Origin of the sequence: Neomesorhizobium albiziae (assembly GCF_900114255.1) — a bacterium.
Lineage (GTDB): Bacteria > Pseudomonadota > Alphaproteobacteria > Rhizobiales > Rhizobiaceae > Neomesorhizobium > Neomesorhizobium albiziae.
Window position 1 is genome coordinate 320,348 of sequence record NZ_FOSL01000001.1, and the last position, 25,306, is coordinate 345,653.

The window sequence follows — 25,306 nt, forward strand, 5'->3', positions numbered from 1 at the left end:
TCACGCCGGTTCAAGATAGCTCTCCCAGGCGTCGATCGAAACGGAGAGTGTCGGGTCGCTGTCCCTGCCCCAGATCTCCGACCCATCGAAGACGACCGTATAGACCCACTGCGGCGCCTCGCCCTTGCCATGCGCATTGCTGTCAGGGAAGACAAAGCCTTCCCGCACCGCCTCGACGACGCCTTGCTTGCCGCGCGCATAGCGCGGCAGCCGCGTATGGTTGGTGGGATTGATGTTCCTGGTCCGCACCCGGTCGCCTGCCTTGTAGCGGGCCGGTGTCTCGACCGGGCGGGCGCACGGGCTGCCTTTGGCCAGCACGGTCGGCACGTTCTCCGCCCTCAACACCCGCTTCGGCGTTGCGGCCGGGTCGACTGCCCTGCCATTGGCCAGGTCGGCCGCGCTGACGAAGCCGTGCCGCTGCAACAGCACTTCCAGCGCCTTGATCCAGATCTCGTAATAGGTCGAGCTGTAATAGTCGGCCGGGCGCAGGCTTTCCCGGGCATGGCGGCTTTCGTCGATGTTCCAAGCGCCCATGGCGCCGGCGGCGATTGTCGTACCGAGCGCGCGCTTTTCCCATTCGGCATGGAACAGCAGCTCATTCTTTTCCGGCGCGACCGGCCCGAAACCCATCTGTCCGCCGAGATCCTGCGGTCCGTTCATGCCGCCTCCGGCTGCAAGGCAAGGCCGGTGCCGATCATGGAATCGCGCGTCACCAGGTCGGCGAGTTTTTCTTCGCTCCAGCCCTGCGTGCCTTCCGGCCTCTCCGGCACGACGAGGTAGCGCAGTTCGGCGGTGGAATCCCAGGCCCGGATTTTTGTGTCGGACGGCAGGCTTACGCCGAATTCTTCCAGCACGGCGCGCGGATCGATCACAGCCCGTGAGCGATAGGGCGGCGACTTGTACCAGACCGGCGGCAGGCCGAGCACCGACCACGGATAGCATGAGCAAAGGGTGCACACGACAAGGTTGTGCGCGCCGTCGCCGTTGAACACAGCCTGCATGTGCTCGCCCTGCCGTCCAGTAAACCCGAGCGAGGCGATCGCCGCGGTCGCGTCGCGCTTCAGCCAGTCGGCGAAATCGGGATCGCTCCAGGCCTTGGCGACGACCCTGGCGCCGTTGCGCGGTCCGACTTTGGTTTCGTAGGTCTCGACGATGGCGTCGATCGCGGCCGGGTCGATCAAACCCTTCTGGGTGAGGATCGTCTCCAGTGCCCGTACCCGCGCCGCCATCGGGTCGAGCTCGTTGTCGTGGTCGTGATGATCGTGGGACATGGCAGAAAACTAAGCCCGCTGCTCGCCACCGGCAAGCGCCTTGGCTTGGGCCAGACGCCCTCGCCTATTCGGCGGCGGCGCGCGGCTGCTTCTTCGGCTCGGACACCAACGGCTGCTCAGCCGCCTCGTCTTGTGGCGCCCCGGCCTCGCGTTTCGGCGCCAGGCTGAGCAGCCAGCCGGAAAAGCTTTCCATATAGAGATAGATGACCGGCGTGATGAACAGCGTCAGCGCCTGCGAAGCAACGAGGCCGCCAACCACCGCAACGCCCAGCGGTTGGCGCAGTTCAGCACTTGCGCCGGTGCCCAGCGCGATTGGAATGGTGCCCATAAGCGCCGCGAGCGTCGTCATCATGATCGGCCGGAAACGCATCAGGCAGGCCCGGTGGATCGATTCCAGCGCCGTCTTGCCTTCGCGCCTGAGTTCCAGCGCGACGTCGATCATCATGATGCCGTTCTTCTTGACGATGCCGATTAGCATCAGGATGCCGATGATGGCGATGACGGACAGGTCCATGCCTGCCAGCCACAACGCTACCAGCGCGCCAACCACCGCCGATGGCAGGCCGGTGAGGATGGTCAGCGGATGCACGAAACTCTCGTAGAGTATGCCAAGCACGATATAGATCGTCAGGATGGCGCCGCCGATCAGCAGTCCCTGGTTGGCAAGTGAATCCTGAAAGGTCTTGGCCGTGCCGGCAAACGTCGTGGCGACCGTCTTCGGCATGCCTATACTTTCTTTCAGCGCATCGATCTCGCGCACGCTGTCGCCCAGCGCCACGCCTTTCGGCAGATTGTAGGAGATGGTGACCGCGGGAAGCTGGCCGAGTTGGTTGACCGTCAGCGGCCCGGCGGTGCGATCAACGCGCGCGAAGGCGCCGAGCGGCACCAGGCTGCCGCTCGCGGTTCGCACCCTGAGCGACAGCACGCGTTCGGGCGACCATTCGATCTTCGGATCGAGTTCCAGGATAACCTGGTAACTGTCGGCCGAACCGAAGATGGTCGAGATCTGCTCGGTGCCGAAGCCGGAATAGAGCGTCGAGCGCAATGTCTCGGCATCGATTCCGAGCATCGCAGCCTTGTCTCGGTCGACCACCAGCGTTGCCTGTAACGCGTTGTTGCTGAGATCGGTGGTGACGTCGACAAAGGTGCCGTGCACCGCGCTCATGGCATCGGCGAGCTTTTGCCCCCACACATCCGTGGTATCCGTATCCAGCGCCTGTACGATGAGCTGGTACTGGCTCTTGGAGGAACGCGCGCCGATTCTCAGGTTCTGCACCGGCACCATGTAGGTGTTGATGCCCGGCACCTCTGCGAGTTGCCGCCGCAGATCGGACAGCACCGTTTCAAGCGGTGGACGCTCGCTTTTCGGTTTCAGCTCGACGAACAGGCGGCCGGCATTGAGTGCATTGGAGCCGCCACTACCGCCGGCGCCGACCGACGACGCGACATTCGCCACATAGGGGGATTTGGTGAAAACGTCCGCCACCTGCGCTTGCAGTTTGGTCATCGCATCGAAAGAAATGTCCTCACGCGCTTCGGTCGAAACGGAGAGCTGGCCGATATCCTCCTGCGGGAAGAACCCTTTCGGCGAATTCAGCAGCAGCCACACCGAGAGCGCCGAGCTGGCAAGGAAGACCAGCACAACCAGCAGCCGGTGTTTGAGGCAGAACACCAGCGCATGGTTGTAGCCGCGCAGGAAAACGCCGCCTTCGGTGGCCGTGTCCGACGCGTCGACCGGCGGCCACTGCCCGCGATGGGGCGCCGATAAGAGCCGCGAACACAGCATTGGCGTCAGCGTCAGCGAGACGAACATCGAGGCCAGGATCGCGACCGTCACCACCACCGCGACGTCGTTGAAGATGCGGCCGACCACGCCGCCCATCAAAAGCACCGGGATGAAAACCGCCACCAGCGAAATCGAGATGGAAATGATGGTGAAGCCGATCTCGCGGGAGCCCTTCAGGGCCGCGTCGTAAGCCGACAGGCCATCTTCCTCCATATGCCGGAAAATATTCTCCAGCATCACGATCGCATCGTCGACGACGAGACCGACCGCCAGCGTCAGCCCCATCAGCGAGATGTTGTCGACCGAAAAGCCGGCGAGATACATTACGCCAAGCGTGGCGATCAGCGAGATCGGCACCGCCACCGCCGGGATGACCGTTGCGGTGACGCGGCGCAGGAACAGGAAGATCACAAGCACAACCAGCACGATGGTCAGCGCCAGCGTGAATTCGACGTCGCTGACGGCAGCGCGGATCGAAGTCGAGCGGTCGTTGAGCAGCTTGATGGTCGCCGACGCGGGCAACTGGCTGTCGAAGGACGGCAGCATCGCCTTTACACGGTCGACCACCTCGACCGTGTTGGCGTCCGGCTGCCGCTGCACCGCAAGCAGGATGGCGCGCGCGCCATTGTACCAGCTCGCCGTGCGGGTTACTTCGACGGAGTCGATTACCCGCGTGACGTCGCCGAGCCGCACCGGGTGGCCGTCGCGGGTGGCGATGATGAGATCGGAGAAGGCCGCCGCATTGTCGAGCTGGGTGTCGGCCGTGATGGTGAGTTGCTGGCGGTCGTTCGACAGCGTGCCGAGCGGGGTGTTGCTGTTGGCATTGGCGACAGCGGTCTGCAACTGATCAATGGCAATGCCGCGCGCCGCAAGTGCCGTCGGGTCGATCTGGATGCGCACCGCGTATTTCTGGCTGCCGTAGATTGCCACCTGCGCGACGCCGTCTAGGGTCGACAGCGACGGCGAGATGACATTCTGGGCAAAGGCATCGAGGTCGGTAAGCGGCACCACCTCGCTGGTCAGCGCCATCAGAAGGATCGGCGCGTCGGCCGGATTGACCTTCCGGTAGCTGGGCGGGCTGGTCATTTCCGGCGGCAGGGTGCGCTGCGTTCGCGCGATCGCCGCCTGCACATCGGCCGCCGCAGCATCAATATCCCGGTTGAGCACGAACTGGATGGCGATCGAGGTAGAGCCGAGCGAATTGACCGTCGAGATGGAATCGATGCCGGCGATGGTGGCGAACTGCTTGATCAAGGGCGTCGCCACCGCCGTCGCCATCGTCTGCGGCGAGGCGCCGGGCAACTGGGCCGACACGTTGACCACGGGAAACTCGGCGCTCGGAAGTGCGGCGACGGGCAGGAACTTGTAGGCAAACAGGCCGCCCAGCACCAAAGCGAACGACATCAGCAACGTGGCGACCGGCCGGCGTATGCAGAACTCGGAAATCATGGGCGTTTCCCAGCCGCAGCTTCGTCTTCGGCGACCTTTGCGGGAGCAGCTTTGCCGGTGTCGGCGGGGATGCCCGTGCCGCTTCCGGAAACCTCGCGCACATGCGCGCCTGCGGTCAGCCGCGTCTGTCCCTCTGTCACGACACGCTCGCCGCTTTTCAGGCCACTGACGATGGCGCTGTTCTCGCCCTCTGTCAGCGCTACGTGAACATCTCGCAATTCCACGGTTTGGTCCGGCTTGACGACAAAGACGAAGGGGCCTTTCTGGCCGGATTGTACGGCGACCGTCGGAACCGAAATCATCTGCGGCATCACCCCGGCATCCAGAACCACGTCGACGTACTGGCCCGACCACAAGGTCAGCTCTGGGTTCGGCACGCTCGCCCTGGCTGCGATGGTCCCCGAAGCCACGTCGACGCTGGAATCGACGAAATCGAGCGTACCCTTGCCGATCGGCTGCGGGTTACCGTCCTTGCGCAGCGTGACGTTGGCGGCCTGTGGCGATGCCAGCGCCTTCTGCAACAGCGCGAGATCGCTTTCCGGCAGGTTGAAGCTAACCCGAAGGGGATCAATCTGGGTAATGGTGACGAGCGCTGCCGCAGCGTCGTTGCCGGTGTTGTTCCCCACCAGATCGCCGACTGTCACGCTGACTGCGCCCAGTCGACCTGAGATCGGCGCCGTAATGGTCGCATAGCCGAGTTGCACCGTATCCGCATCGAGCGTGGCCTGGTCGGCCAGAAGGTTCGCTTGCGCTGCCTTCTGCGCGGCGAGCGCCTGGTCATAGGCCTGCTGCGTGCCGGCTTTGGACGTAACTAGGTCCTTAGCGCGCTGCAGATCGGCATCCAGGCTCACCAGTTGGGCCTGGTCCTTGGCGATCGTTGCCTTGTCCCGCTCCACGGCCGCCTTGAGCGCGCGGTCGTCGAGGGAAAGCAAAAGGTCGCCTGCCTTGACCATCTGCCCGTCCTTGACGGCAATCGACACCACTTCGCTGGAAATACGCGCGCTGACATCGACCACTGCGGGCGAAGAAACGAAGCCGATGGCGTAGCGCCGGATCGGAAAATCGGCGGTCGAGGCGCTCGCCGCAACCACCGAAACGGCAGGCCTCTCACCGCCCGCAGGCGCCGTCTTGGCCTGGCGCTCAGCTTGCGCGGAAAACAGCATCTGCCGCATCTTTCCGGAAGCGACGGGCGAAAGATAGAGGCCGGCGCCGGCAAGGCAGGCTACCGCAAGGACAGAAAACAAAAGCGCTCTGCGCATCGCCGATTGACCTCTCCGCTTGGGATCGGTGGTCGTATTCCGTCGCATCCCGCCGATGCGCCGGTTGATAGATAATGTCAACCGGCGGCGAAATAGGGCCGCAAACAATACATTAAGAAGATTTAATCCGCAGCGCGGCGGCTATTTGAGCATCGGCCAGAGTGTCGCCGCGAGCAGCACGCCCATCGCGATGTTGAACCATTTCAGCCGCACCGGATCGGCCAGGAAGCCGCGAAGCGCCATGCCGAAGCCGGCCCAGGTGGACACACTAGGCACGTTGACCACGGCAAAGGCGAAGGAGATCAGCAACACAGAAAAGAACGGCCGCTCGGGATTGGTGTAGAGTGACATCGCGCCTACCGCCATCGCCCAGGCCTTCGGATTGACCCATTGGAACGACGCCGCCTCGAAAAAGGTCATTGGCCGCGCCTTCGTCTCGCCGTTCTTGCCGAGCGTCCGCGACATCGCGATTTTCCAGGCGAGGTAGAGCAGATAGGTCCCACCCGCGATCTTCAGCCCCAGCTCCAACGCCGGAAATGCCTTCAACAATGCACCCAGCCCGAAGCCCACGCCGAGGAGCAGCGTCAGAAAACCGCTGCCAATGCCAAGCATATGCGGGATGGTGCGCACAAAGCCGAAATTGACGCCCGAGGCCAGAAGCATGAAGTTGTTCGGCCCCGGCGTGATCGACGTCACGAAAGCATACACAAGCAAAGCGAAAAAAAGTTCAGCCGACATCGCAGGACGTTTCCACTCGGTATTTTATGTCAGCAATATTGACCTAAATCGTGACAGGTGTCATCCGGATCATTGTTGCCGTGACAATCCGGCAGGCAGCCAGTCGGCCGGCCTACATCCCCTGCGGGCCGCGGTTCATCGCCGCCACGCCGGTGCGGCACACTTCCGCCAATCCGAGCGGCTTCATGATCGAGATGAACTGCTCGATCTTCGACACCTTGCCGGTAATCTCGAAGATGAAATGTTCGGTGTTGGCGTCTATGACATTGGCGCGGAACGCCTCGGCGAGCCGAAGCGCCTCGACGCGGGCGTCGCCGGTGCCGGTCACCTTGACCAGCGCCAGTTCGCGCTCCAACGGCCTGTCCTGCCCGAGTTCGCCGGCGCGCACCGAAAGATCGACGACCCGGTGCACCGGCACGATGCGTTCGAGCTGGTGCTTGATCTGCTCCAGCACATGCGGCGTGCCGCGCGTCACGATGGTTATGCGCGACAGGTGCTTTTCATGCTCGGTCTCCGAAACCGTCAGGCTCTCGATGTTGTAGCCGCGGCCGGAGAACAGGCCGATGACGCGGGCAAGCACGCCCGGCTCGTTGTCGACCAGCACCGACAGAGTATGGATTTCCGGCAGCGCCGTTTCCTTGGCGATGAAGTAGGCGGAGCCGGTCGGTTGAAGGTGGGCGCTCATTGTCTGATTCTCGATCTTAAAACACAGTTATAACTATCTGATACAATGAGGCTTCCACCTCGATCCGGAATCTCAGTTAGACCAGTTCCCGGCCCTTGGCGTCGATGGCGTTGGCGACAGCCTCGTCGGTCGCTTCGTCCGGCAACAGCATTTCGTTGTGCGCCTTGCCAGACGGGATCATCGGGAAGCAATTGGCCAGATTGGCGACACGGCAGTCGAACAGCACCGGCTTCTTCACCGAAATCATTTCGGCGATGGCGTCGTCAAGGTCGCCGGGCTTCTCGCAGCGTATGCCGTGGCCGCCATAGGCTTCGGCGAGCTTGACGAAATCCGGCATCGCCTCGGTATAGGAATGCGACAGCCGATTGCCGTGCAGCAGTTGCTGCCACTGCCGCACCATGCCCATGTACTGGTTGTTGAGGATGAAGATCTTTATCGGCGCACCGTATTGAACAGCCGTCGACATCTCCTGCATCGTCATCTGCACCGATGCGTCGCCGGCAATGTCGATGACCAGCGCATCGGGATGCGCGATCTGCACGCCAAGTGCGGCCGGCAGGCCGTAGCCCATGGTGCCGAGCCCGCCGGAGGTCATCCAGCGGTTCGGCTTTTCGAAGCCGAAATGCTGCGCCGCCCACATCTGGTGCTGGCCGACTTCCGTCGTGATGTAGGTATCGTGGCCCTTCGATGCCTCGTAGAGCCGCTGAATGGCGAACTGCGGCATGATCACGTCGGCATTGTTCTTGTAGGCGAGCGAGTCGCGTGCACGCCATTTGGCGATCTGCTCCCACCAGGGATAGAGCGCCTTCTTGTCGGCCTTCGCGGTCGCCCGCCACAGCCGCACCATGTCTTCGAGCACATGCCCGACATCGCCAAGGATCGGCACATCCACGCGCACGTTCTTGTTGATCGACGAGGGGTCGATGTCGATGTGGATCTTCTTCGAGTTCGGCGAAAACGCATTCAGCCGCCCGGTGATGCGGTCGTCGAAACGCGCGCCGATGCAGACCATCACGTCGCAGTCGTGCATGGCCATGTTGGCTTCGTAGGTGCCGTGCATGCCGAGCATGCCGACCCAGTTCTTGCCGCCCGCCGGATAGGCCCCGAGCCCCATCAGGGTCGAGGTGATCGGAAAGCCGGTCAGGTCGACCAGTTCGCGCAGCAGATGGCTGGCCTCGGCGCCGGAATTGATGACGCCGCCGCCGGAATAGATGATCGGCCGCTTCGCTTCCGCCATCAGCGCAACCGCCGCCTTGATCTTGTCGAGATCGCCCTGGACTTTTGGCTGGTAGCTGGTGCGCGGCGCTGTCTGCGGCGGCGTGTAGATGCCCTTGGCGAACTGCACGTCCTTCGGGATGTCGACCACGACCGGGCCCGGCCGGCCCGTCGTCGCAACATGGAAGGCTTCGTGTATGATCGCCGCCAGTTCGTTGACGTCTTTCACCAGCCAGTTGTGCTTGGTACAGGGCCTGGTGATGCCAACCGTATCGCATTCCTGGAAGGCATCGGAGCCGATCAGCGGTGTCGGCACCTGGCCGGTGATGCAGACCAGCGGGATCGAATCCATCAGCGCGTCCTGCAGCGGTGTCACCGCGTTGGTGGCGCCCGGACCGGAAGTCACCAGCATGACGCCTGCCTTGCCGGTCGAGCGGGCATAGCCTTCCGCCGCGTGGCCAGCGCCCTGCTCGTGGCGCACGAGGATGTGCTCGACGTCGTCCTGCTGGAACAGTTCGTCGTAGATCGGCAGGACCGCGCCGCCGGGGTAGCCGAAGAGATGCTTGACGCCATTGTCCTTCAGCGCCTGCACCACCATTTCGGCGCCCGTCATTTCGCGCCGTCCGGTCTCTTCCTGTCGGTTGGTCATCGGTCTGTTCCGTTTTCTGCCGCCATTGGCGATTGCTGGTCGTTTAGTCCTGTTTCGGGCAATAAAAAAGGCCCCCGAGGGAGCCTGTCTTGCGCATGGGAGGATTTCGCCCGGCGGTTACACCGCCTTGCCCACGCGCCTGCCTACTACGAGAATGATTGCCGTCTTCATGGGCGCGGAGACTAATTGCGGAAAAGCCGCGCTGTCAATGGGCAAAGTGCGTGGGAAACATGACAATCCGGTCGCGATCCGAAGATCTCAGCAACCGCGGAGTTCGAGCTGAATGGACTTGCAGGCGAGGCGTCACTACATTTGCATGGTGCACTCTCAAGACGCAGTGCACTTTTGAGAAACATTCGGAAATATGAAGAACGAACGCATTCAACGCCGGCTCGTCGCCATTCTGGCCGCGGACGTGGTGGGTTACAGCCGGCTCATGGAGCGGGACGAAACAGCCACGCTGACGGAACTGAAGGTGCGGTGGAGCGAGGTCGTGGAGCCGCTCGTCGCCCGCCACGCCGGCCGCGTCTTCAAGCGAATCGGCGATGGTATGCTTGTCGAATTCAGCAGCGCCGTCGATGCGGTCGAATGCGCGGTCGAATTGCAGAAAGCCATGGAGGCCGCGAACGAAGATAACCCTGTCGATCGGCGGATTGTGCTGCGCATCGGCGTCAATCTCGGCGATGTCATGGTCGACGGCAGCGATCTCTATGGAGACGGCGTCAATGTCGCGTCCCGCATCGAGGGCCTTGCCGATCCAGGTGGGGTGGCGATTTCGGATGCCGTCCACGAACATCTGCACGGCCGGGTGAGCATCGATTTCGTCGACAGCGGCCATCACGAGGTCAAGAACATCGAACGACCGCTGCACATTTGGACCTGGTCGCCGGACGCAGTCTCCACCGAGACGCTTGCCGCGATTGGCGGTGCGCCGCTACCGCTCCGAAGCAAGCCGTCGATCGCCGTCCTGCCGTTCAGCAATATGTCAGGCGATCCTGAGCAGGGTTATTTTGCCGACGGCATCACCGAAGACATCATTACCGACCTTTCCAAGGTTTCCGGGCTCTTCGTCATCGCGCGGAATTCCTCCTTCGCTTACAAGGGCCAGGCGCCGGATATCCGCAAGGTGAGCAAGGAACTCGGCGTCCGCTACGTCCTGGAGGGGAGTGTGCGCAGAGTCGCCAGCCGCGTCCGCATCAACGCCCAGATGATCGATGGTACGACCGGCGGCCATCTCTGGGCGGAGCGGTATGACCGCGACATTGAGGATGTCTTCGCCGTTCAGGACGAAGTCACCCGCACGATCGTCAGCGCCCTGCAGGTGACCCTCACCGCTGGCGAAGAGGCGCAGCGCGAAAACCGCGGCAAGATCAATCCGGAGGCTTACGATCTGATCGTCCGCGCCCGCCAGACTGCTCTGGAGTTGCGTCCGGAGGCAGCACTGGAAGCGCGCCGGATGCTGGAGCGCGCAATCGAGATTGACCCGGAATTGGCGCTTCCCTATGCGCGGCTCTCCATCATCAGCTTCGCCGAATACGCCAACCAGTGGAACGATGCGACGCCCGAAAACCTGACGCGGGCGCTGGAACTGGCGCGCAAGGCGATCGAACTGGACGAGAGTGAGCCACAGGGCCATTCCTCGCTCGCGCTCGTCCTTTCCTGGATGCGACGGCTCGACGAGGCTGAGCCGGCGGCGGAGCGGGCAGTCGCCCTCGCCCCAAATCTGGCCGACGCTTATACCGCGCTCGGCAACATACGCGACTTCCAGGGCCGGCACGAAGACGCCGTGGCACTTCACACGCGGGCTTATCGGCTCGATCCGCAATTCGATATGTCGTTGCATTTTCTGGGGCGGGCCCTGCTGGCGCTCGGCCGGTTCGACGAAGCCGAGATCGCCTTCAAGCGGCGGCTAACGTTGACGCCGCGTTCGGACATGAGCCGCTTCTATCTTGCCTGCCTCTATGGCCTCACCGGACGCCACGACGAAGCCCGCCGCTATTGGCGGGAGACCCTGGAGGTCAATCCCAGCTTCTCAGTGGAACGCATGAAACAAATCTTGCCTTACCGGGACCCCAATCTCGTCGACCGGCTGGTGGGCGGCCTCCGCGACGCCGGGATCGACGTTTGAATAGGACGCAGGGCGGAGCGGCCACGCCTTGTTCATTCCAATTTTCTCATCCCGTTTAACGCCGTTTCAACCATCCCGCCACACGCGGCCTTAACCCGCTTCGGCTAGCGTCTTCAGTTGGGGTAACGGGGAACCAGCATGTTCGTTGAGCGGGAAGCCAGCAAGGGAGAACAGACCGTGCAGGAGCGCCGCGACGCGGCGCAGAACGACAAGCGCATCCTCGGGCACGTCATCCAGTGCGATGGCGCGCGCGCCAGGATCGCCGCATATGCCGACACGCTCGACGGCACCGTGACCGGCATCTGGACGGTCGGCAAGATGATCTCCATCAACCTGCAGGAAGCCCGCACCGTCGGCCTCGTCTACGAGATCAGCAAATCCGACCACCTGTGGAGCGAAGACGGCCGCAACGCCATCGAGGTCAGCGTCGAACTGGTCGGCGAGGTTCGCGATGGCCGCGCCAGCGGCAAGCCTGTCTTCGACCGTGGCATCACCATCTATCCCTATGTCGGCGCCGTCGCCCACCGCATCCGTTCGCGCGACCTGACCGCGATCTACGATCTTGCCGGCCGTCATGCCGTCACCATCGGGCAACTGTCCCAGGACGAGACCATCAACGCCAACATCGCCATCGACGACACGCTGACCCGACATTTCGCTGTCGTCGGCACCACCGGTGTCGGCAAGTCGAGTGCCGTATCGCTTCTGTTGCGCAAGGCGATCGAGGCGCAGCCGGATCTGCGCGTGCTGATCCTCGACCCGCACAACGAATTCGCGGGCGCGTTTCCCGACCAGTGCATCCGCATCGACACCAATTCGCTCGACCTGCCGTTCTGGATGTTCAAGCTCGAGGAATTCGCCGAAGTGCTGTTCCGCGGCCGCGAACAGGTGCCGGAGGAGATCGACCTTCTCCGCGACCTGATCCCGCAGGCCAAGAACCTCTATCGCAATCCCAATACCGGCGCGTATCTCAGGCGCGGCGGCGACGCGATCACTGCCGACACGCCGGTGCCTTATCGCATGGCGGATCTGATCAAGCAGATCGACGAGCGCATGGGCCTCCTGGAATCGAAGAACGACCGGCCCGTCTACCGTGCGCTGAGACTGCGCCTCGAAGCTGCCCTTTCCGATCCTCGCTACCGCTTCATGTTCAATTCGCGCCTCATCGAGGACACCATCCACGAGACGATCGGCAAGATTTTCCGCGTGCCGCATCACGGGCGTCCGGTTACCTGCTTTGAAATGGCGGGACTGCCGGCGGAAGTTGTCAACGCGGTCTGCTCGGTGCTGGCGCGCCTGGCCTTCGATCTGGCTCTGTGGAGCAATGGCAAGCTGCGGCTCCTGGTGCTTTGCGAGGAGGCCCACCGCTATATGCCTTCCGATTCCCGGCTCGGCTTCGCGCCAACCAGGCACGCGCTGTCGCGCATCGCCAAGGAAGGCCGCAAATATGGCTGCTATCTCGGCGTCGTGACACAGCGGCCGGGCGAACTCGATTCAACCATCCTGTCGCAATGCTCGACCATCTTCTCGATGCGGCTAGCCAACCACCAGGACCAGGCGATCATCCGCTCGGCGATTGCCGATTCATCGGCCTCGACGCTGTCATTCCTGTCGTCGATGGGCCAACGCGAGGCGATCGCCTTCGGCGAGGGCGTCGCCACCACGATGCGACTGAAGTTCGAGCGCCTGCCGCCCGAGCTAATCCCTGGTATCCAGAAGCGGGAGACCGAGAATGCCGAGGGCGGCAATGGCGACGACATCGACCTGGTCGCCATCGTCGACCGCCTGCGCAATGTGCCGAAACCTCAGGCGCAGGCAGCCGGGATTGGCGAGTTGGTGAGCCCGGTCGCCCAGGCCGGCGAACCTCAGTACCGCAAGGGAGAGTTCGGTGGCGAGCAGCGTGGACGCCGCCTCGGCGACGGTCTGTACTGACGCGCTAGCCAACGATCAGTTGTAAATCCAAGAGACTCGATTTTGCAGAAGCAGACGCGACGCATGCGATCGCACGCCGCCGGCTTCCTTAAAAAAAATCAGGCGCAGACGCGGTTCCGACCCATACGCTTGGCCTGGTAGAGCAGGCGGTCGGCGCGACGGTAGAATTCCTCCGCCGATTCCCGCTTGTCCCATACAGCCAACCCCACGCTTGTAGTGACCTTCAGCCGCATATTGCCCGAAAGCACCGCCATGCCGGCGACGGCCCTGCGGATGCGCTCGGCGAACTTCACCAGCATGTCCTCGCTCATGTTCGGGGCGACAACGGCAAACTCCTCGCCGCCCAACCGAGCAACCACGTCGTGATAACGCGTCATGTCGCGCAGGCACCTCGCCACTGCCCGCAGCACCTCGTCGCCGACATCGTGGCCGTATGAATCGTTCACTTCCTTGAAGTGGTCGAGATCGAGGATCATCAGCCCGACCGGCTTGTCGATGCGCCGGAATTCTTCGATGTATTCTTTCAGTGCATCGTCGAAATAGCGCCGGTTCTGCATGCCGGTCAGCGCGTCGGTTAGGGCCGCCTGCTCCAGCGTTTCGGAGCGTGCGCTGAGCGTCTCCGTCATCGCCCTGAGCTTGCCTTCTTCCCGCACCTGGGTGCGGATCAGCGGATAGATGAAGAACAGCCCGAAAAACAGTGCTGTCGCGACAAGGACGCCGCTGCCGAAGAGCAGCCGCGCCAGGTAGGCTGCCTGCTCCAGTTCATCGGCACGAAACAGCGCCGCCGGGTTGGTGTGCAGCAGATTATAGGCGTGCAAGACCAGCAAACCCGCGGCGAAGATCACGCAGATAAAGACAAAAAACGCGGATTCCGATTTGTGGAAACGCATGCACCGCCCGTCGAAACGCCTTCGATTTTTTATCGCATGAGGAGGCTTACGGTAAGTTAACTGTCAGCAACTTGCGGACGAAACTCGCATAAGGGTCAATGCAATCTTACGACACCTGGCTCGCGGCGATTTTTATTGCTTCTGCATCGTCTGAAAGTGGAATTCTACGCCAATCCTGACCGAGCTGATGCCGAAACCACGTCGCCTGGCGTTTGCCATATTGCCGCGTGGCGATCTTGGCGCGCTCGATCGCCTCGTCGAAGGGCAGGACGCCCGCAATTGCGGATTGCAGCTCCCGAACGCCGATCGCCTTCATCGCCGGCAGCTCCGGATCGAGTTCGCGAGCCAGCAGCGCCTCCACCTCCTGCAACGCACCGAGATCAAGCATGCGATCGAAGCGCCGGTCTATCCTTCTGTTCAGCGCGGCGCGATCCGCCTCGACGACAAGCTGTTTCGCCGTCCCCCTGTCAATCAATGGGTGACCGCGCTCCGCCTGCCAGTCGAGGATCGAACGTTCCGAAGCCTGCAGCACTTCCAATGCCCGCGCGATCCTCTGGCCGTCGGAGGCGCGCAGCACGGCCGCGGCTTTCGGGTCCTCACGCATCAAGATCGCGTGCAGTCTGCTCGATCCCTCTTCCAGCAGGCGATACCGCCAGCGGTCGCGTACCGATTGCGGAATATCGGGCATTTCCGAAAGCCCCTCCGCGAGCCCGCGAAAATAAAGCCCGGTGCCGCCGGTGAAGATCGGCCGCCGCTCTTCAAAAACCCCTTCATCGCGCAGCCGCTTCACGTCGGCGAGCCAGCGGCCGGCGGAATAGTTGATCGCAGGGTCTACGTGGCCATAGAGGTGGTGCGGAACCGCTGCCAGTTCATCGGCACCCGGCCGTGCCGTCAGCACGTTCAACACCGAATAAACCTGCATGGAATCGGTGTTGACGATGCAGCCGCCCGTCTGGCGGGCGATTTCCAGCGCCAGTGCCGACTTGCCGCTGGCGGTTGGTCCCGCTATCAGGATCGCGTTCTTCACCAGCCCTTCGGCCTCGTCGCCAGCGGATTCCGACATGTCCTTCATCGCCACGCTCATATCCCATCCGGCTGCGAAAATCCTCGCACCCGAGATCGCGCATAGTGCGTCGCAAGCGGTCGGCGCAAGAACTATCGACTGGCTGGCGCACAATGTCGCCTGCGACCTGGGGCTGCCGGCCGAGGCCGATGCCTTATCGGCAGCTGCCGCGCTGCGCGATTGCCTCGCGCTCGTACCGGTCGACGTCGTGATCCAGAAAGCTGCGGGACGCCGCAAGAAAATCCTCATCGCCGACATGGATTCCACCATGATCGACCAGGAGTGCATCGACGAACTGGCCGACGAAGTGGGCATCAAGGAGCATGTGGCGGCAATCACCGCGCGCTCGATGAACGGCGAGATCGCCTTCGAGCCGGCGCTGCGCGAGCGCGTCGCTCTGCTGAAAGGCCTCGATGCGACCGTGGTCGACATCATTATCGCCAAACGCATTACGCTCGCGTCCGGAGGCCGCGAACTCGTAGCCACCATGAAGAAACACGGCGCGTGGACCGCGTTGGTATCGGGCGGCTTCGACGTCTTCACCAACCGAATTGGCGCAAAGCTCGGCTTCGACGAAAACCGCGCCAACCGCCTCGTCGAAACAGGCGGCAAGCTCGCGGGCGCTGTCGCCGAGCCGATCCTCGGACGCGCCGCCAAGGCCGATGCGCTGAACGAAATTGCCGCGCGCCGCGGCCTCACCCCTGCCGACGCCATCGCGGTCGGCGACGGCGCCAACGATCTCGACATGATCCGCCTCGCCGGCACCGGCGTTGCCTTGCATGCCAAGCCAGCGGTCGCTGCCGAAGCGCAGTTCCGCATCGATCACGGCGACCTGACCGCCCTCCTCTACATACAGGGCTATCGCCAGGAGGACTTCGCCAGTTGACACCGCTGCACACGAAACGGCTGATCATCCGCGACTGGGAAGACCGCGACCGCGATCTCTTCTTCCTCATCAACTCCGACGACCAGGTCATGGAGTTCTTTCCGTTCCGCCGTGACCGCGCTCAGTCCGACGCCATGTTCGACCGGCTCAAGGCCGGCATTGCCGAACGCGGTTACGGATTTGCGCCGGTCGAGATCACCGCCACCGGCGAATGCATCGGTTTCGTCGGCCTCGCCGATACCAGCCTGGAACCTTTCCTCCCAGAGGGAACCGTCGAGATAGGCTGGCGGCTGGCTCCGCAATTCTGGGGGCATGGCTATGTGACGGAAGCGGCTGAAGCCTGGCTCGAATTCGGTTCGAAAGGCTCGGCCTCGACGAGATCGTTTCTTTCGCTGTCGTCGCCAACCGCCGCTCCTCGGCGGTCATGGAGCGTATCGGCATGATCGCCGATCCAGCGGGCGATTTTGACCACCCGAACGTTCCCGACACCCATCCGGCGCTCAAGCGACACGCTCTTTATCGACTGTCCCGAACAGCCTGGCAGCAACGAAAACGGGCGGCCACCTGACCGCCGCCCTGCGATCAATGCGATGCAGTTTCGTCGTCACTCTCCGCCGGGACAGAGGGCACGCGATCGAGAAACGCGGAAAAACCGTCTCCCGTTGCGGAGCCCGCACGACGTTTGAGAAAATCCGCCGCAGTTTCCATCGTACCGACCTTCTGGGCAACTGCCGAAGCAATCCACTGATTGAGCGAGACGCCATCGGCCTTTGCCAGCCGCGCGGCCGCCTCCTTGATCGATGCAGGCAGTTTCAACGGATATGTTGCCTTGCTCATAATCTCATTCCTTTCAGGAAATCCCGAGGGCGGAGCGCTTTGATGTCGAATCGCTCCGCGACTCCCAAGAAATCGCGCACATTGTGCGTCACCAGAGCATCCGCCCGACCATTAACGGCCGCTTCAAGCACCATTTCATCTTTTGGATCAGCCACTTGAGGCCTCCAAAGAAAATGAACTTCGACAGGTTCGGCCAGCGCGGCAAACTCTGCCATCAACTCGGCGACTTGCTGGACGGAAAGCCCGTTGGCTTCCCGTTGTTCCGGTCTGCTCAGCACGTCCTCGTACTCAAGAAACAGTGCTGTGGTAACCAGCGGACGTAGCCGCCGTTCCGCGACGAGACGTAGGATGGCGAAAGACGCTCCGCTACTGCTTCGCAAGCCGGCCGCAAGAACATTGGTGTCGAGCACAACGCGCTTCATGCGGCAGCATAATACATCCCATAGGATGTTTCAAACGCGATGAGATCACTCCATCCGGATCGTCACGAAGCGCAGTTCGCCGGTCTTCGACGCCAGCATCAGAAGCGCATTCTTGCGACCCTGCTCCTTCAGCGCCGCGATGCGATCCATCACATCTTTCGGTGACGATACCGATTCCTGGGCGATCTCGGTAATCACCTCGCCGGCCTGGATGCCGCGCTCGGCAGCAGCCGAATTGTCGCCGACTTCGGTGACCACCACGCCGGAGACATCGGCGGCGATCTCGAACTTCTTGCGCGCCTCCTCGTTGAGCTCGGCGATCGTCATCCCGAGCACGCTGGCCGTGGACACCGCCTCGTTCTGGTCCGGCGAGCCGGCATCCGGCTTGCCTTCCTCGGTCTCGGCGAGCTTTTCGCCGTCTTCCAGCCGACCGAGCGTCACCTTCACGGTCTGCTCGACACCTTTGCGCACGATGACCACGTCGACCGCCTTGCCGACCGGGCTTTCCGCCACGACGCGGGGCAGGTCGCGCATGTCCTTCACGTCCTTGCCGTCGAACTTGATGATCACATCGCCGGGCAGAACCGTACCGTTGTCGACCGGCCCGCCCTTGATGACGCCGGCCACCAGCGCGCCCTTGGCAGTCGCCATGCCCAGGCTTTCCGCGATTTCATCGGTCACCGGCTGGATGCGCACGCCGAGCCAGCCGCGGCGGGTTTCGCCGAACTGACGCAACTGGTCGACGACCCCTGCGGCAAGCTGCGAGGGTATGGAGAAGCCGATGCCGATCGACCCCCCAGACGGCGAGATGATAGCGGTGTTGATGCCAACCACCTCGCCATGCATGTTGAACAGCGGTCCGCCGGAGTTGCCGCGGTTGATCGCGGCGTCGGTCTGGATGAAGTCGTCATACGGGCCGGAATTGATGTCGCGGTTGCGCGCCGAGATGATGCCGACGGTCACCGTGCCGCCGAGGCCGAACGGGTTGCCGATCGCCATCACCCAGTCGCCGATGCGCATGGAATTGGAATCGCCGAACTTCACCGCCTTCAGTTTTTTCAGCTTCGGGTCGACCTTCAGCACCGCGATATCGGTCTTGGTGTCCTTGCCGACCAATTCCGCTTTCAACTTCGAACCGTCGGCGAAATTGACCTCGATCTCGTCGGCGTCGGCGATCACGTGGTTGTTGGTGACCACGATGCCCTGTTCGGCGTCGACCACGAAACCCGAGCCCAGCGACTGAACTTTCTGCGAGCCGCCGCCGCCGGGTCCGCCCTGGCCGCCACGGTCCTTGAAGAAATCATCGAAGAAATCCTGGAACGGCGAGCCTTCCGGCAGTTGCGGCATCGGCACAGCGCCCGGGCCTTCGGTTCCCTTGACGGTCTGCGAGGTCGAGATGTTGACGACGGAATCGAGTAGGCCTTCGGCGAGATCAGCGACGGAGGCCGGCCCTTCGGAGAGCGGCTGCGCTGACTTTGGAGCAGCCGGTGCCGGAGTTGCCGGTGCCGGAGCAATCGGCGCTGCAGCCTGCGCGAACGCCGGTGACACGAAGGCTGGGACGACCATGGCGCCGGTCACCAGCGCCGCCGTCGCGGCAAGCAAGGTCTTTCGGACTGCCGGCAGGGTGTGGGTCGGTTTCATTGTCGGTGCCTCCCGGCGTTGTGAGAAAGTCGGCGCACTGCCCGCGTCGGGCGCAGTGTCATGTTGGCAACAAATACGGCGTGTTTGCGGCCTTGCATACCGTCGGAGGATAAACCCTCCGTTACCCGCGTGCCAGCCAAACCACGCCAACGCCGACGGCCACGGCCACGAGGCCACCCATCCTCAGCATGTTTTCCGGCGTCGCCAGAACTTCGGTCGCCAGCTTCCGGGCAAGATTGGGAAAGCCGCAATAGATCAGGCCCTCAATGACGAGGACCAGACCCATTGCGGCCAGAAAGTCAGTCACCTTCTATTGGCCGGCGGTGCTTGCCGCCGGCGCCGCGGGTGCAGCCGGCGCGGGTGCGCCCGGCGCTGCACCGCTCGAATCGCGGAAGAAACGCAGGAATTCCGAATCGGGCGTCAACACCATGGTCGTTCCCGTACCTTCCAGCGCCTGCCCGTAAGCCGACATCGACCGGTAAAATTCGAAGAACTCCGGATCCCGCTGGAATGCGTTTGCGAAGGTGGCGTTGCGCTGGGCTTCGCCTTCACCACGCAGGATTTCCGATTCCTTCTGCGCTTCGGCGACAATCTCGACCACTTCGCGGTCGGCGCGGGCGCGGATGCGCTGCGCGGCTTCGCGGCCGCGCGCCCTCAGCCTTTCGGCCTCGGCCAGGCGTTCCGCCTTCATGCGGTCGTAGGTTTGCTGCGAGACTTCCGCGGTGAGATCGGTCCGGCGAATGCGCACGTCCTGGATTTCCAGGCCGAGCGACGTCGCATCAGGACGCAGTTGGTCGGCGACTTCGCGCATCATCGAAGCGCGTTCTTCCGAAAGCGCCGCCTCGAAGCCGCGCAGACCGTAGACACGGCGCAAAGCCGCATCGAGACGGGTGCGCAGCCGCTGTTCGGCCAGTTCGACCTGACCGGAAACCGCTGCGCGGAAGCGGCGTGCATCGTTGATGCGATAGGCAACGAACGCGTCGACCTCATAGAACTTGCCGCCCGAAACCTGGACGCGGATGTTGTCGAGGTCGAAGCGCATCACGCGGTCTTCGATGATCTGCACATTGTCGGCTTCGAAGAAGGCGAACGGCGCTTTGAAGTAGATGCCGGGCTCGGTCTTCACGTCGACGATCTCGCCGAAGCGCAGCACGATCGCCTGCTCGCGTTCGTTAACGACGAAAACCGACGAATAGATCAGGAACAGGATGACGGCGGCGATGACGCCGATGACGGGGAGACGGTTGGCCATTACTTGTTTCCTTCCGTCGCCGGGGCACGCTTCTGCAATTCAGGCAGCGGCAGGTAAGGCACGACACCCGGCCCGCTGCCTTGTTCCATGATCACCTTGTTGGAATCCTTCAGCACCTTCTCCATGGTTTCGATGAAGAGCCGCTTGCGCGTCACGTCCGGAGCTTTGGCGTATTCGTCGTAGACGGAGATGAAGCGCTGCGCCTCACCTTCCGCCTCCTGCACGACGCGGTTCTTGTAGGCGGCCGCCTCTTCGCGGATCTGCGCTGCTTCACCGCGCGCCTGGCCGAGCTTCTGGTTGGAGTACTGGTTGGATTCTTCCACGAAACGGTCTTCGTCCTGCTCGGCACGCTGCACTTCGTCGAACGCATCGGCCACTTCGCGCGGCGGCGCCGCATCCTCGATCGAGATCGCGTTGACGGTCAGGCCGGCGCCATACTGGTCCAGCGTCGTCTGGATGATGCCGCGCACGGCGTCTGCAATGCCCTGGCGGTCGTCGCGGAAAATGTCCTGTGCGGGACGGCGGCCGACCGCTTCGCGCATCGCGCTTTCGGCGACCTGCCGTACCATTTCGTCAGGCCCAGAGACGTTGAAGAGATAGGCTTCCGGGTCGGAAACCTGATAGGCGACGGAGAATTTCACGTCGACGATGTTCTGATCGCCCGAAAGCATCAGGCCGGACGAGGTGCCGGACCGGGTTTCGCCGATATTGACCAGCTTTTCGGCGGTATTTGCCTTCTCCACCGTCTCGATCGGCCACCAGTGGAAGTGCAGGCCTGGTTCGGCGAGTTCCTGCTTTGGCTTGCCGAAGCGCAATTCCACCGCCAGTTCGTCCGGCTGCACCGTATAGATTGCCTGGAAAATCCAGGCGATGAACAGGGCGATGCCGATCAGAGCGAACAACGCCGGGCTGGCGCCGCCACCGCTCGGCAGGGCCCGCTTCAGGCGATCCTGGCCGCGGCGGATGATGTCCTCGAGGTCGGGAGGCGATCCCTGTGGGCCGCCGGGGCCACGCGGGCCTTGTCCCCAGGGGCCGCCGCCACCGCCGCCGCCACCACCCCATGGGCCGCCACCGCCGCCTCCGCCGCTCTGATTATTCCAAGGCATGAAATTCCTTTCGGTCTGGACATCCGGGCTGCCTTCGCGGCGCTGCGGACATTCTCCTGTTGCCATCTATAGGGATGCAGGCCTTTGCTTTCAACGCAAAGCCGTCCCATTGCCCGGTTTACAGCCGGAACTGCGGCCGCTTTTTCAATGCACAGCTACCCGCCGCTCGTAAACGGTATAGCGTGTCGCATGCGTATCCTTCTCGCCGGCCGGAAACGCCTCGCTTTTCACCGTCTTCCATATCTGCGGATCGATGGCCGGAAAACGAGTATCGCCATCGACTTCGGCCAGCACATGCGTGACGTGGAGCCGGTCCGCCATAGGCATCGCCTGCCGGTAGATTTCGCCACCGCCGATCACGCAGATTTCATCGGCCCCCACGGTGCAGCGGCCGCGCACATTGGCCAGCGTGATGCCGTCATTGAGCGAATGCACAACTTCCGCACCCTCGGCTCGGAAACCCAGGTCGCGGGTGACCACGATGTTCAGCCGGCCCGGCAGCGGCTTTCTGGGAAAGCTCTCCCAGGTCTTGCGGCCCATGATGATCGGCTTGCCCATCGTCGTGGCCTTGAAGCGCTGCATGTCGGTCGACAGCCGCCACGGCAGCCCGTTGTCGCGTCCGATTATGCCGTTTTCGGCAATGGCGACATAGATCGCAATCTTCATCGGGCCGATGCTCCCGGAGCTTTGCGTATCTCCGCTCTGTTTTTGCCGGCGAAGGCCAGAGGGGAACAAAATGCGCCGGCAGCCGATCTCGTGGCCGGGAAGAAATGAAACATCTGTCACCAAACGTATGAATGCGGTGCGGACGCTAGCCGCCACAGCGGATCACCACAAGCCTTTCGACGCGAAACTACTTCCGCAGACTCTTGTCGGTATCAGGCCGCCAGCCTATGAATGAGAGCATCCTCAACGTAGATGCCATTCACGGTGTTATGAGAGAAACGAACTTCACCAACGCCGTCGACACGCAATGCCACTTTTAGGCCGGCAATTAGGCGATCATCCGCTGACGTTATTCTCACCTTGCTAAGATCAAGTATCGGACGATCAGGGTGTGACTTACGCCATTCCGATACTATAACAGCAGCATCCAGGTATTTCTTTTCCAAATCTTTTCTGGCACCCCGATAAGCAATCACCATCCTCCAACTTTCGATATCACTGTTGTATAGCCACAATGCGGCCGCGACCTCAAATTTCTTGCTATCAAGAGCCTGAATGAGGTTTATCCCTGCATCCACATCTGCTCTTACCAACGCTCCTGAAGCCATCTGAATATTCCCTGATCTGCATCGACCATCGCGTTTCTCATCGCAGTGGCAGCAAACACATCTATCATATCGTAACGCGAAGATTCATTCCAATCAGAGACTGCTGACCAGTGCCCATCGAACACAGGCGAAGCTGCTCGACTTTCGGTCAGTTCGGCAGACAGCCCGGCCAACGCGATTAGTTTGTTCAGATCGTGACTATAGATGTCTTGAACAAATTTCCGGTCAGGTATGGTGTCGGGACGAAAAACGCTGGAAATACGCGACTTGATTGCGATCTCAACCGCGTACCCGAACAGATAATAGGCATTCGAATATCGTTCGTTCTGAAAAAGCAGCTCAGCATCACGCAACTTTGCTTTAGCGAGCGCTTGGAGAACAGCTCTTTCCATTTCTATACCGCGATCGGCGCCCGGATCGTCGCGTCGGCCACGTAGTTTTCCAGCCGGAAATCCTCATAGCGGAAGGCGAACAGGTCCTTGACCTCGGGGTTGATCCACATAGTGGGCAGCGGCTTGGGCGTACGCCGCAACTGCTCGCGCGCCTGCTCGAAATGGTTGGAATAGATATGCGCATCGCCCAGCGTGTGGACGAAATCGCCGACTTTCAGGCCGGCCACCTGCGCCACCATCATGGTCAGCAGCGCATAGGAGGCGATGTTGAACGGCACACCGAGAAAAATGTCGGCCGAGCGCTGGTAGAGCTGGCAGGACAGTTTGCCGTCGGCCACGTAGAACTGGAACAGGCAATGGCAGGGTGGCAGCGCCATCGCGTCGACCTCGGCCGGATTCCAGGCTGAAACGATCAAACGTCTTGAATGAGGATTCTTCCGCAACTGGATGAGAAGGTTTGCAATCTGGTCGATCTCGCCGCCGTCCTGCGTCGGCCACGACCGCCACTGCTTGCCATAGACCGGACCGAGATCGCCATTCTCGTCGGCCCATTCGTCCCAGATCGAGACGCCATTGTCGTTCAGGTATCTGATGTTGGTGTCGCCAGCCAGAAACCACAGAAGCTCGTGGATGATCGACTTCAGGTGCAGCTTCTTGGTGGTTGTCACCGGGAAGCCGCGGGCCAGATCGAACCGCATCTGGTAGCCGAACACGCCGCGCGTTCCGGTGCCGGTGCGGTCGGGGCGATCCGAGCCGTTTTCAAGAACGTGGCTGAGAAGGTCGAGATACTGGCGCATGTGGTCCGGCCGATTCGGGAGTTTCGCCAATCATAGCCGAATCGGGAAACGGGAACCATCCGGCCGCCCGTTCCCCGCCGGGGAATCGCGACCCGACGGCCGCGTGAAAACGCTTCAGAGAGCGCCGAGCTTGTCGAGCTGCTTCGCCACCAGGTAATAGAAGGTCACGCGGCTCTTGGTGTTGTCGGCCGACATCGTCTGGCAGACCTTCTCGATAGCCGAATCCGCCTTGGCGCCCTCGACGCCGAGTTTCTTGGCAGCCCAGTTGTCGCGCACCCGGCCAAGTTCCTTGGCATCCTGGCAGGACACCAGCGAGGAATCGCGGTTGCGCAGCGCGATGCCAAGATGCTTCACGATCTTGTTGACCACGTCCGCATTGGCGCTGGCGTCATACTTCTTCACGTCTGCAAGATAGTCGGCCATGATAATTCCCCTCGTCGAAACAACATTAATTTCAATCGGTGAGGTCCCACATCGACACAACCCTGACGTTTGCGGTCTTCTCGCCGGGCGGAAACCTTCATTGGTGTGGGAAGCCGAGTCAACCCCGGCAACGTCTTTTTGACATCGCGCCGGCGAAACAATTCGGCCTTCCAATTTGCCTCGCCCCTCCCTATATTCGGAGGGTCAGCTCGACTGACTATGGCGATAAACTGCCGATGTAATAAGCCATTCGGACCCGGGGGCGGTACCCGGCGCCTCCACCAAAAATCGCCGCTTCCTTTTTAGGGCGGTTTTTGATGGGGGCGAAATAGGATCGACGAGGGTGTAAAGATCGGACTTTTGCCCGGCATTGTACCACCGTTATCGGGCTAACCTAGTAGTTGCAAACGACAACTATGCGGAAGCACGTCTCGCCGCTTAATGCGGTGCGATAGCTTCAATTCAAGTCCTAGGGGTTCGCACTTCTAGGCGGGGTTCGGAGGTACCTGGCAACAGAAACCTCCACTTCTCCCCTCATCAGTTTTGCCGATCGTCGCGTTTCAGACGCCACGCGTTTGTCTGCACGCGAAAATTCAGCGCCAATTCCCATCACCCGTTCAATTTCAGGGAGCAGACAGTAATGTCCGTCGATTCCGAACGCTTTTTCGTGCTGACCGGAGGTCCGGGCGCCGGCAAAACCAGTCTAATCTCAGCCCTTGTCGAAGCCGGCTTTTCGACGACGCCGGAAGCTGGCCGCGCAATAATCAGGCAGCAGCAGGCAGTGGGTGGCAGCGCCCTGCCCTGGCTCGATCCGCCGGCTTTCGCCGAGCTGATGATTGGCTTCGACATGAATTCGCATCGCCTCGCCGCAGACAGCAACGGCCCGGTATTCTTCGACCGCGGCGTGCCCGACACGGTCGGCTATCTCCGCTTGAGCGGCCTGCCCGTGCCGGCGCACATGTTCGCTGCCGCCGACGAACTTCGCTACAACCGCCGCGTGCTCGTGCTGCCGCCGTGGTCAGAGATTTTTGGTCAAGACGCCGAGCGAAAGCAGAATTTCGCCGAGGCCGTGCGCACCTTCGAGGCAGTCACTTCGGTTTATCGTGATCTCGGTTACGAACTGGTCGAGGTTCCCCGCGCACCCGTCGAGGTGAGAATGCGGTTCGTACTGGCGATAGCCGGCGATGTGCCCTTGCCCGCCAGATGATCCC

At 62.1% G+C, this 25,306-nt stretch carries 24 protein-coding genes, 1 other RNA gene and 1 pseudogene; 6 read left to right on the forward strand and 20 right to left on the reverse strand.

Annotation, left to right across the window (positions count from 1 at the left end; genetic code table 11):
* The 7 genes from nthB to F3H98_RS01570 all read right to left on the reverse strand — a co-directional run bounded on the left by nthB (window position 1) and on the right by F3H98_RS01570 (window position 9,052).
* Entirely contained in the window at window positions 1-660 is a 660-nt protein-coding gene (gene nthB / locus F3H98_RS01540; RefSeq protein ID WP_149757559.1) for a nitrile hydratase subunit beta, read from the reverse strand.
* Window positions 657-1,271 (reverse strand): nitrile hydratase subunit alpha, encoded by a 615-nt coding sequence (gene nthA, locus F3H98_RS01545; RefSeq protein WP_149757561.1) that lies wholly within the window; start codon window positions 1,269-1,271, stop codon window positions 657-659. The genes nthB and nthA overlap by 4 nt, the downstream gene beginning before the upstream one ends.
* Window positions 1,272-1,335: 64 nt before the next feature.
* A complete protein-coding gene (locus tag F3H98_RS01550) occupies window positions 1,336-4,506 on the reverse strand; it encodes an efflux RND transporter permease subunit (protein WP_149757563.1) in 3,171 nt (1,056 codons plus the stop codon).
* The gene (locus F3H98_RS01555; RefSeq protein ID WP_149757565.1) at window positions 4,503-5,765 is read right to left on the reverse strand and encodes an efflux RND transporter periplasmic adaptor subunit; all 1,263 of its coding nucleotides are present in this window, start codon (window positions 5,763-5,765) and stop codon (window positions 4,503-4,505) included. Before F3H98_RS01555 ends, F3H98_RS01550 begins: the two co-directional genes overlap by 4 nt.
* A gap of 141 nt (window positions 5,766-5,906) precedes the next feature.
* Window positions 5,907-6,503, reverse strand: a complete 597-nt coding sequence (locus tag F3H98_RS01560; RefSeq protein WP_149757567.1) for a LysE family translocator — start codon at window positions 6,501-6,503, stop codon at window positions 5,907-5,909.
* Between the two features lie 112 nt (window positions 6,504-6,615).
* Window positions 6,616-7,188, reverse strand: a complete 573-nt coding sequence (ilvN, locus tag F3H98_RS01565; protein ID WP_149757569.1) for an acetolactate synthase small subunit — start codon at window positions 7,186-7,188, stop codon at window positions 6,616-6,618.
* Between the two features lie 76 nt (window positions 7,189-7,264).
* On the reverse strand, window positions 7,265-9,052 hold the full coding sequence (locus F3H98_RS01570) for an acetolactate synthase 3 large subunit (protein ID WP_149757571.1): 1,788 nt from the start codon (window positions 9,050-9,052) through the stop codon (window positions 7,265-7,267).
* Between the two features lie 364 nt (window positions 9,053-9,416).
* On the opposite strand from F3H98_RS01570, the gene F3H98_RS01575 reads away from it, so the two are divergent.
* Together F3H98_RS01575 and F3H98_RS01580 are read left to right on the forward strand one after the other, a co-directional pair.
* Entirely contained in the window at window positions 9,417-11,180 is a 1,764-nt protein-coding gene (locus F3H98_RS01575; RefSeq protein ID WP_149757573.1) for an adenylate/guanylate cyclase domain-containing protein, read from the forward strand.
* Window positions 11,181-11,318: 138 nt separating this feature from the next.
* A complete protein-coding gene (locus tag F3H98_RS01580; RefSeq protein WP_149757575.1) occupies window positions 11,319-13,112 on the forward strand; it encodes an ATP-binding protein in 1,794 nt (597 codons plus the stop codon).
* A 98-nt stretch (window positions 13,113-13,210) separates the two neighbouring features.
* On the opposite strand, the gene F3H98_RS01585 is transcribed toward F3H98_RS01580, so the two are convergent.
* Together F3H98_RS01585 and miaA are read right to left on the reverse strand one after the other, a co-directional pair.
* Window positions 13,211-14,002 (reverse strand): GGDEF domain-containing protein, encoded by a 792-nt coding sequence (locus tag F3H98_RS01585; protein WP_149757577.1) that lies wholly within the window; start codon window positions 14,000-14,002, stop codon window positions 13,211-13,213.
* Between the two features lie 106 nt (window positions 14,003-14,108).
* Complete coding sequence (gene miaA, locus F3H98_RS01590) at window positions 14,109-15,074, reverse strand: tRNA (adenosine(37)-N6)-dimethylallyltransferase MiaA (protein WP_425294806.1); 966 nt, start codon at window positions 15,072-15,074, stop codon at window positions 14,109-14,111.
* Here miaA and serB point away from each other — a divergent pair.
* Both serB and F3H98_RS01600 read left to right on the forward strand, forming a co-directional pair.
* Complete coding sequence (gene serB / locus F3H98_RS01595; RefSeq protein WP_149757582.1) at window positions 15,064-15,951, forward strand: phosphoserine phosphatase SerB; 888 nt, start codon at window positions 15,064-15,066, stop codon at window positions 15,949-15,951. The genes miaA and serB overlap by 11 nt on opposite strands.
* A pseudogene (locus tag F3H98_RS01600) lies at window positions 15,948-16,519 on the forward strand (GNAT family N-acetyltransferase). The gene serB and the pseudogene F3H98_RS01600 overlap by 4 nt, the downstream one beginning before the upstream one ends.
* 14 nt (window positions 16,520-16,533) lie before the next feature.
* Here the strand turns inward: F3H98_RS01600 and F3H98_RS01605 are convergent.
* The 11 genes from F3H98_RS01605 to F3H98_RS01655 form a co-directional block, all read right to left on the reverse strand.
* Window positions 16,534-16,788: a type II toxin-antitoxin system HicB family antitoxin gene (locus tag F3H98_RS01605; protein WP_149757584.1), complete on the reverse strand. Its 255-nt coding sequence runs from the start codon at window positions 16,786-16,788 to the stop codon at window positions 16,534-16,536.
* On the reverse strand, window positions 16,785-17,210 hold the full coding sequence (locus F3H98_RS01610; RefSeq protein WP_149757586.1) for a putative toxin-antitoxin system toxin component, PIN family: 426 nt from the start codon (window positions 17,208-17,210) through the stop codon (window positions 16,785-16,787). The genes F3H98_RS01605 and F3H98_RS01610 overlap by 4 nt, the downstream gene beginning before the upstream one ends.
* A 45-nt stretch (window positions 17,211-17,255) precedes the next feature.
* Window positions 17,256-18,851, reverse strand: a complete 1,596-nt coding sequence (locus F3H98_RS01615) for a DegQ family serine endoprotease (protein WP_149757588.1) — start codon at window positions 18,849-18,851, stop codon at window positions 17,256-17,258.
* A gap of 121 nt (window positions 18,852-18,972) precedes the next feature.
* Complete coding sequence (locus tag F3H98_RS01620; RefSeq protein ID WP_149757590.1) at window positions 18,973-19,158, reverse strand: DUF2065 domain-containing protein; 186 nt, start codon at window positions 19,156-19,158, stop codon at window positions 18,973-18,975.
* A gap of 3 nt (window positions 19,159-19,161) precedes the next feature.
* On the reverse strand, window positions 19,162-20,103 hold the full coding sequence (hflC, locus tag F3H98_RS01625; RefSeq protein ID WP_149757592.1) for a protease modulator HflC: 942 nt from the start codon (window positions 20,101-20,103) through the stop codon (window positions 19,162-19,164).
* On the reverse strand, window positions 20,103-21,209 hold the full coding sequence (gene hflK / locus F3H98_RS01630; RefSeq protein ID WP_149757594.1) for an FtsH protease activity modulator HflK: 1,107 nt from the start codon (window positions 21,207-21,209) through the stop codon (window positions 20,103-20,105). Before hflK ends, hflC begins: the two co-directional genes overlap by 1 nt.
* 144 nt (window positions 21,210-21,353) lie before the next feature.
* Window positions 21,354-21,875, reverse strand: coding sequence for a dihydrofolate reductase (locus F3H98_RS01635; RefSeq protein WP_149757596.1), 522 nt, complete (start codon window positions 21,873-21,875; stop codon window positions 21,354-21,356).
* 212 nt (window positions 21,876-22,087) lie between these two features.
* Window positions 22,088-22,483: a hypothetical protein gene (locus F3H98_RS01640; RefSeq protein ID WP_149757598.1), complete on the reverse strand. Its 396-nt coding sequence runs from the start codon at window positions 22,481-22,483 to the stop codon at window positions 22,088-22,090.
* A complete protein-coding gene (locus tag F3H98_RS01645; RefSeq protein WP_149757600.1) occupies window positions 22,462-22,875 on the reverse strand; it encodes a HEPN domain-containing protein in 414 nt (137 codons plus the stop codon). The genes F3H98_RS01640 and F3H98_RS01645 overlap by 22 nt, the downstream gene beginning before the upstream one ends.
* Window positions 22,876-22,877: 2 nt before the next feature.
* Window positions 22,878-23,672, reverse strand: a complete 795-nt coding sequence (locus F3H98_RS01650; protein WP_149757602.1) for a thymidylate synthase — start codon at window positions 23,670-23,672, stop codon at window positions 22,878-22,880.
* A gap of 114 nt (window positions 23,673-23,786) precedes the next feature.
* Window positions 23,787-24,095 (reverse strand): DUF2853 family protein, encoded by a 309-nt coding sequence (locus tag F3H98_RS01655; RefSeq protein ID WP_149757604.1) that lies wholly within the window; start codon window positions 24,093-24,095, stop codon window positions 23,787-23,789.
* A 164-nt stretch (window positions 24,096-24,259) separates the two neighbouring features.
* Between F3H98_RS01655 and ssrA the strand changes: the two genes are divergently transcribed.
* Window positions 24,260-24,622, forward strand: a transfer-messenger RNA (tmRNA) gene (gene ssrA / locus F3H98_RS01660).
* A 113-nt stretch (window positions 24,623-24,735) separates the two neighbouring features.
* Window positions 24,736-25,302 (forward strand): AAA family ATPase, encoded by a 567-nt coding sequence (locus F3H98_RS01665; protein WP_149757606.1) that lies wholly within the window; start codon window positions 24,736-24,738, stop codon window positions 25,300-25,302.
* The last annotated feature ends 4 nt before the right edge of the window (window positions 25,303-25,306 follow it).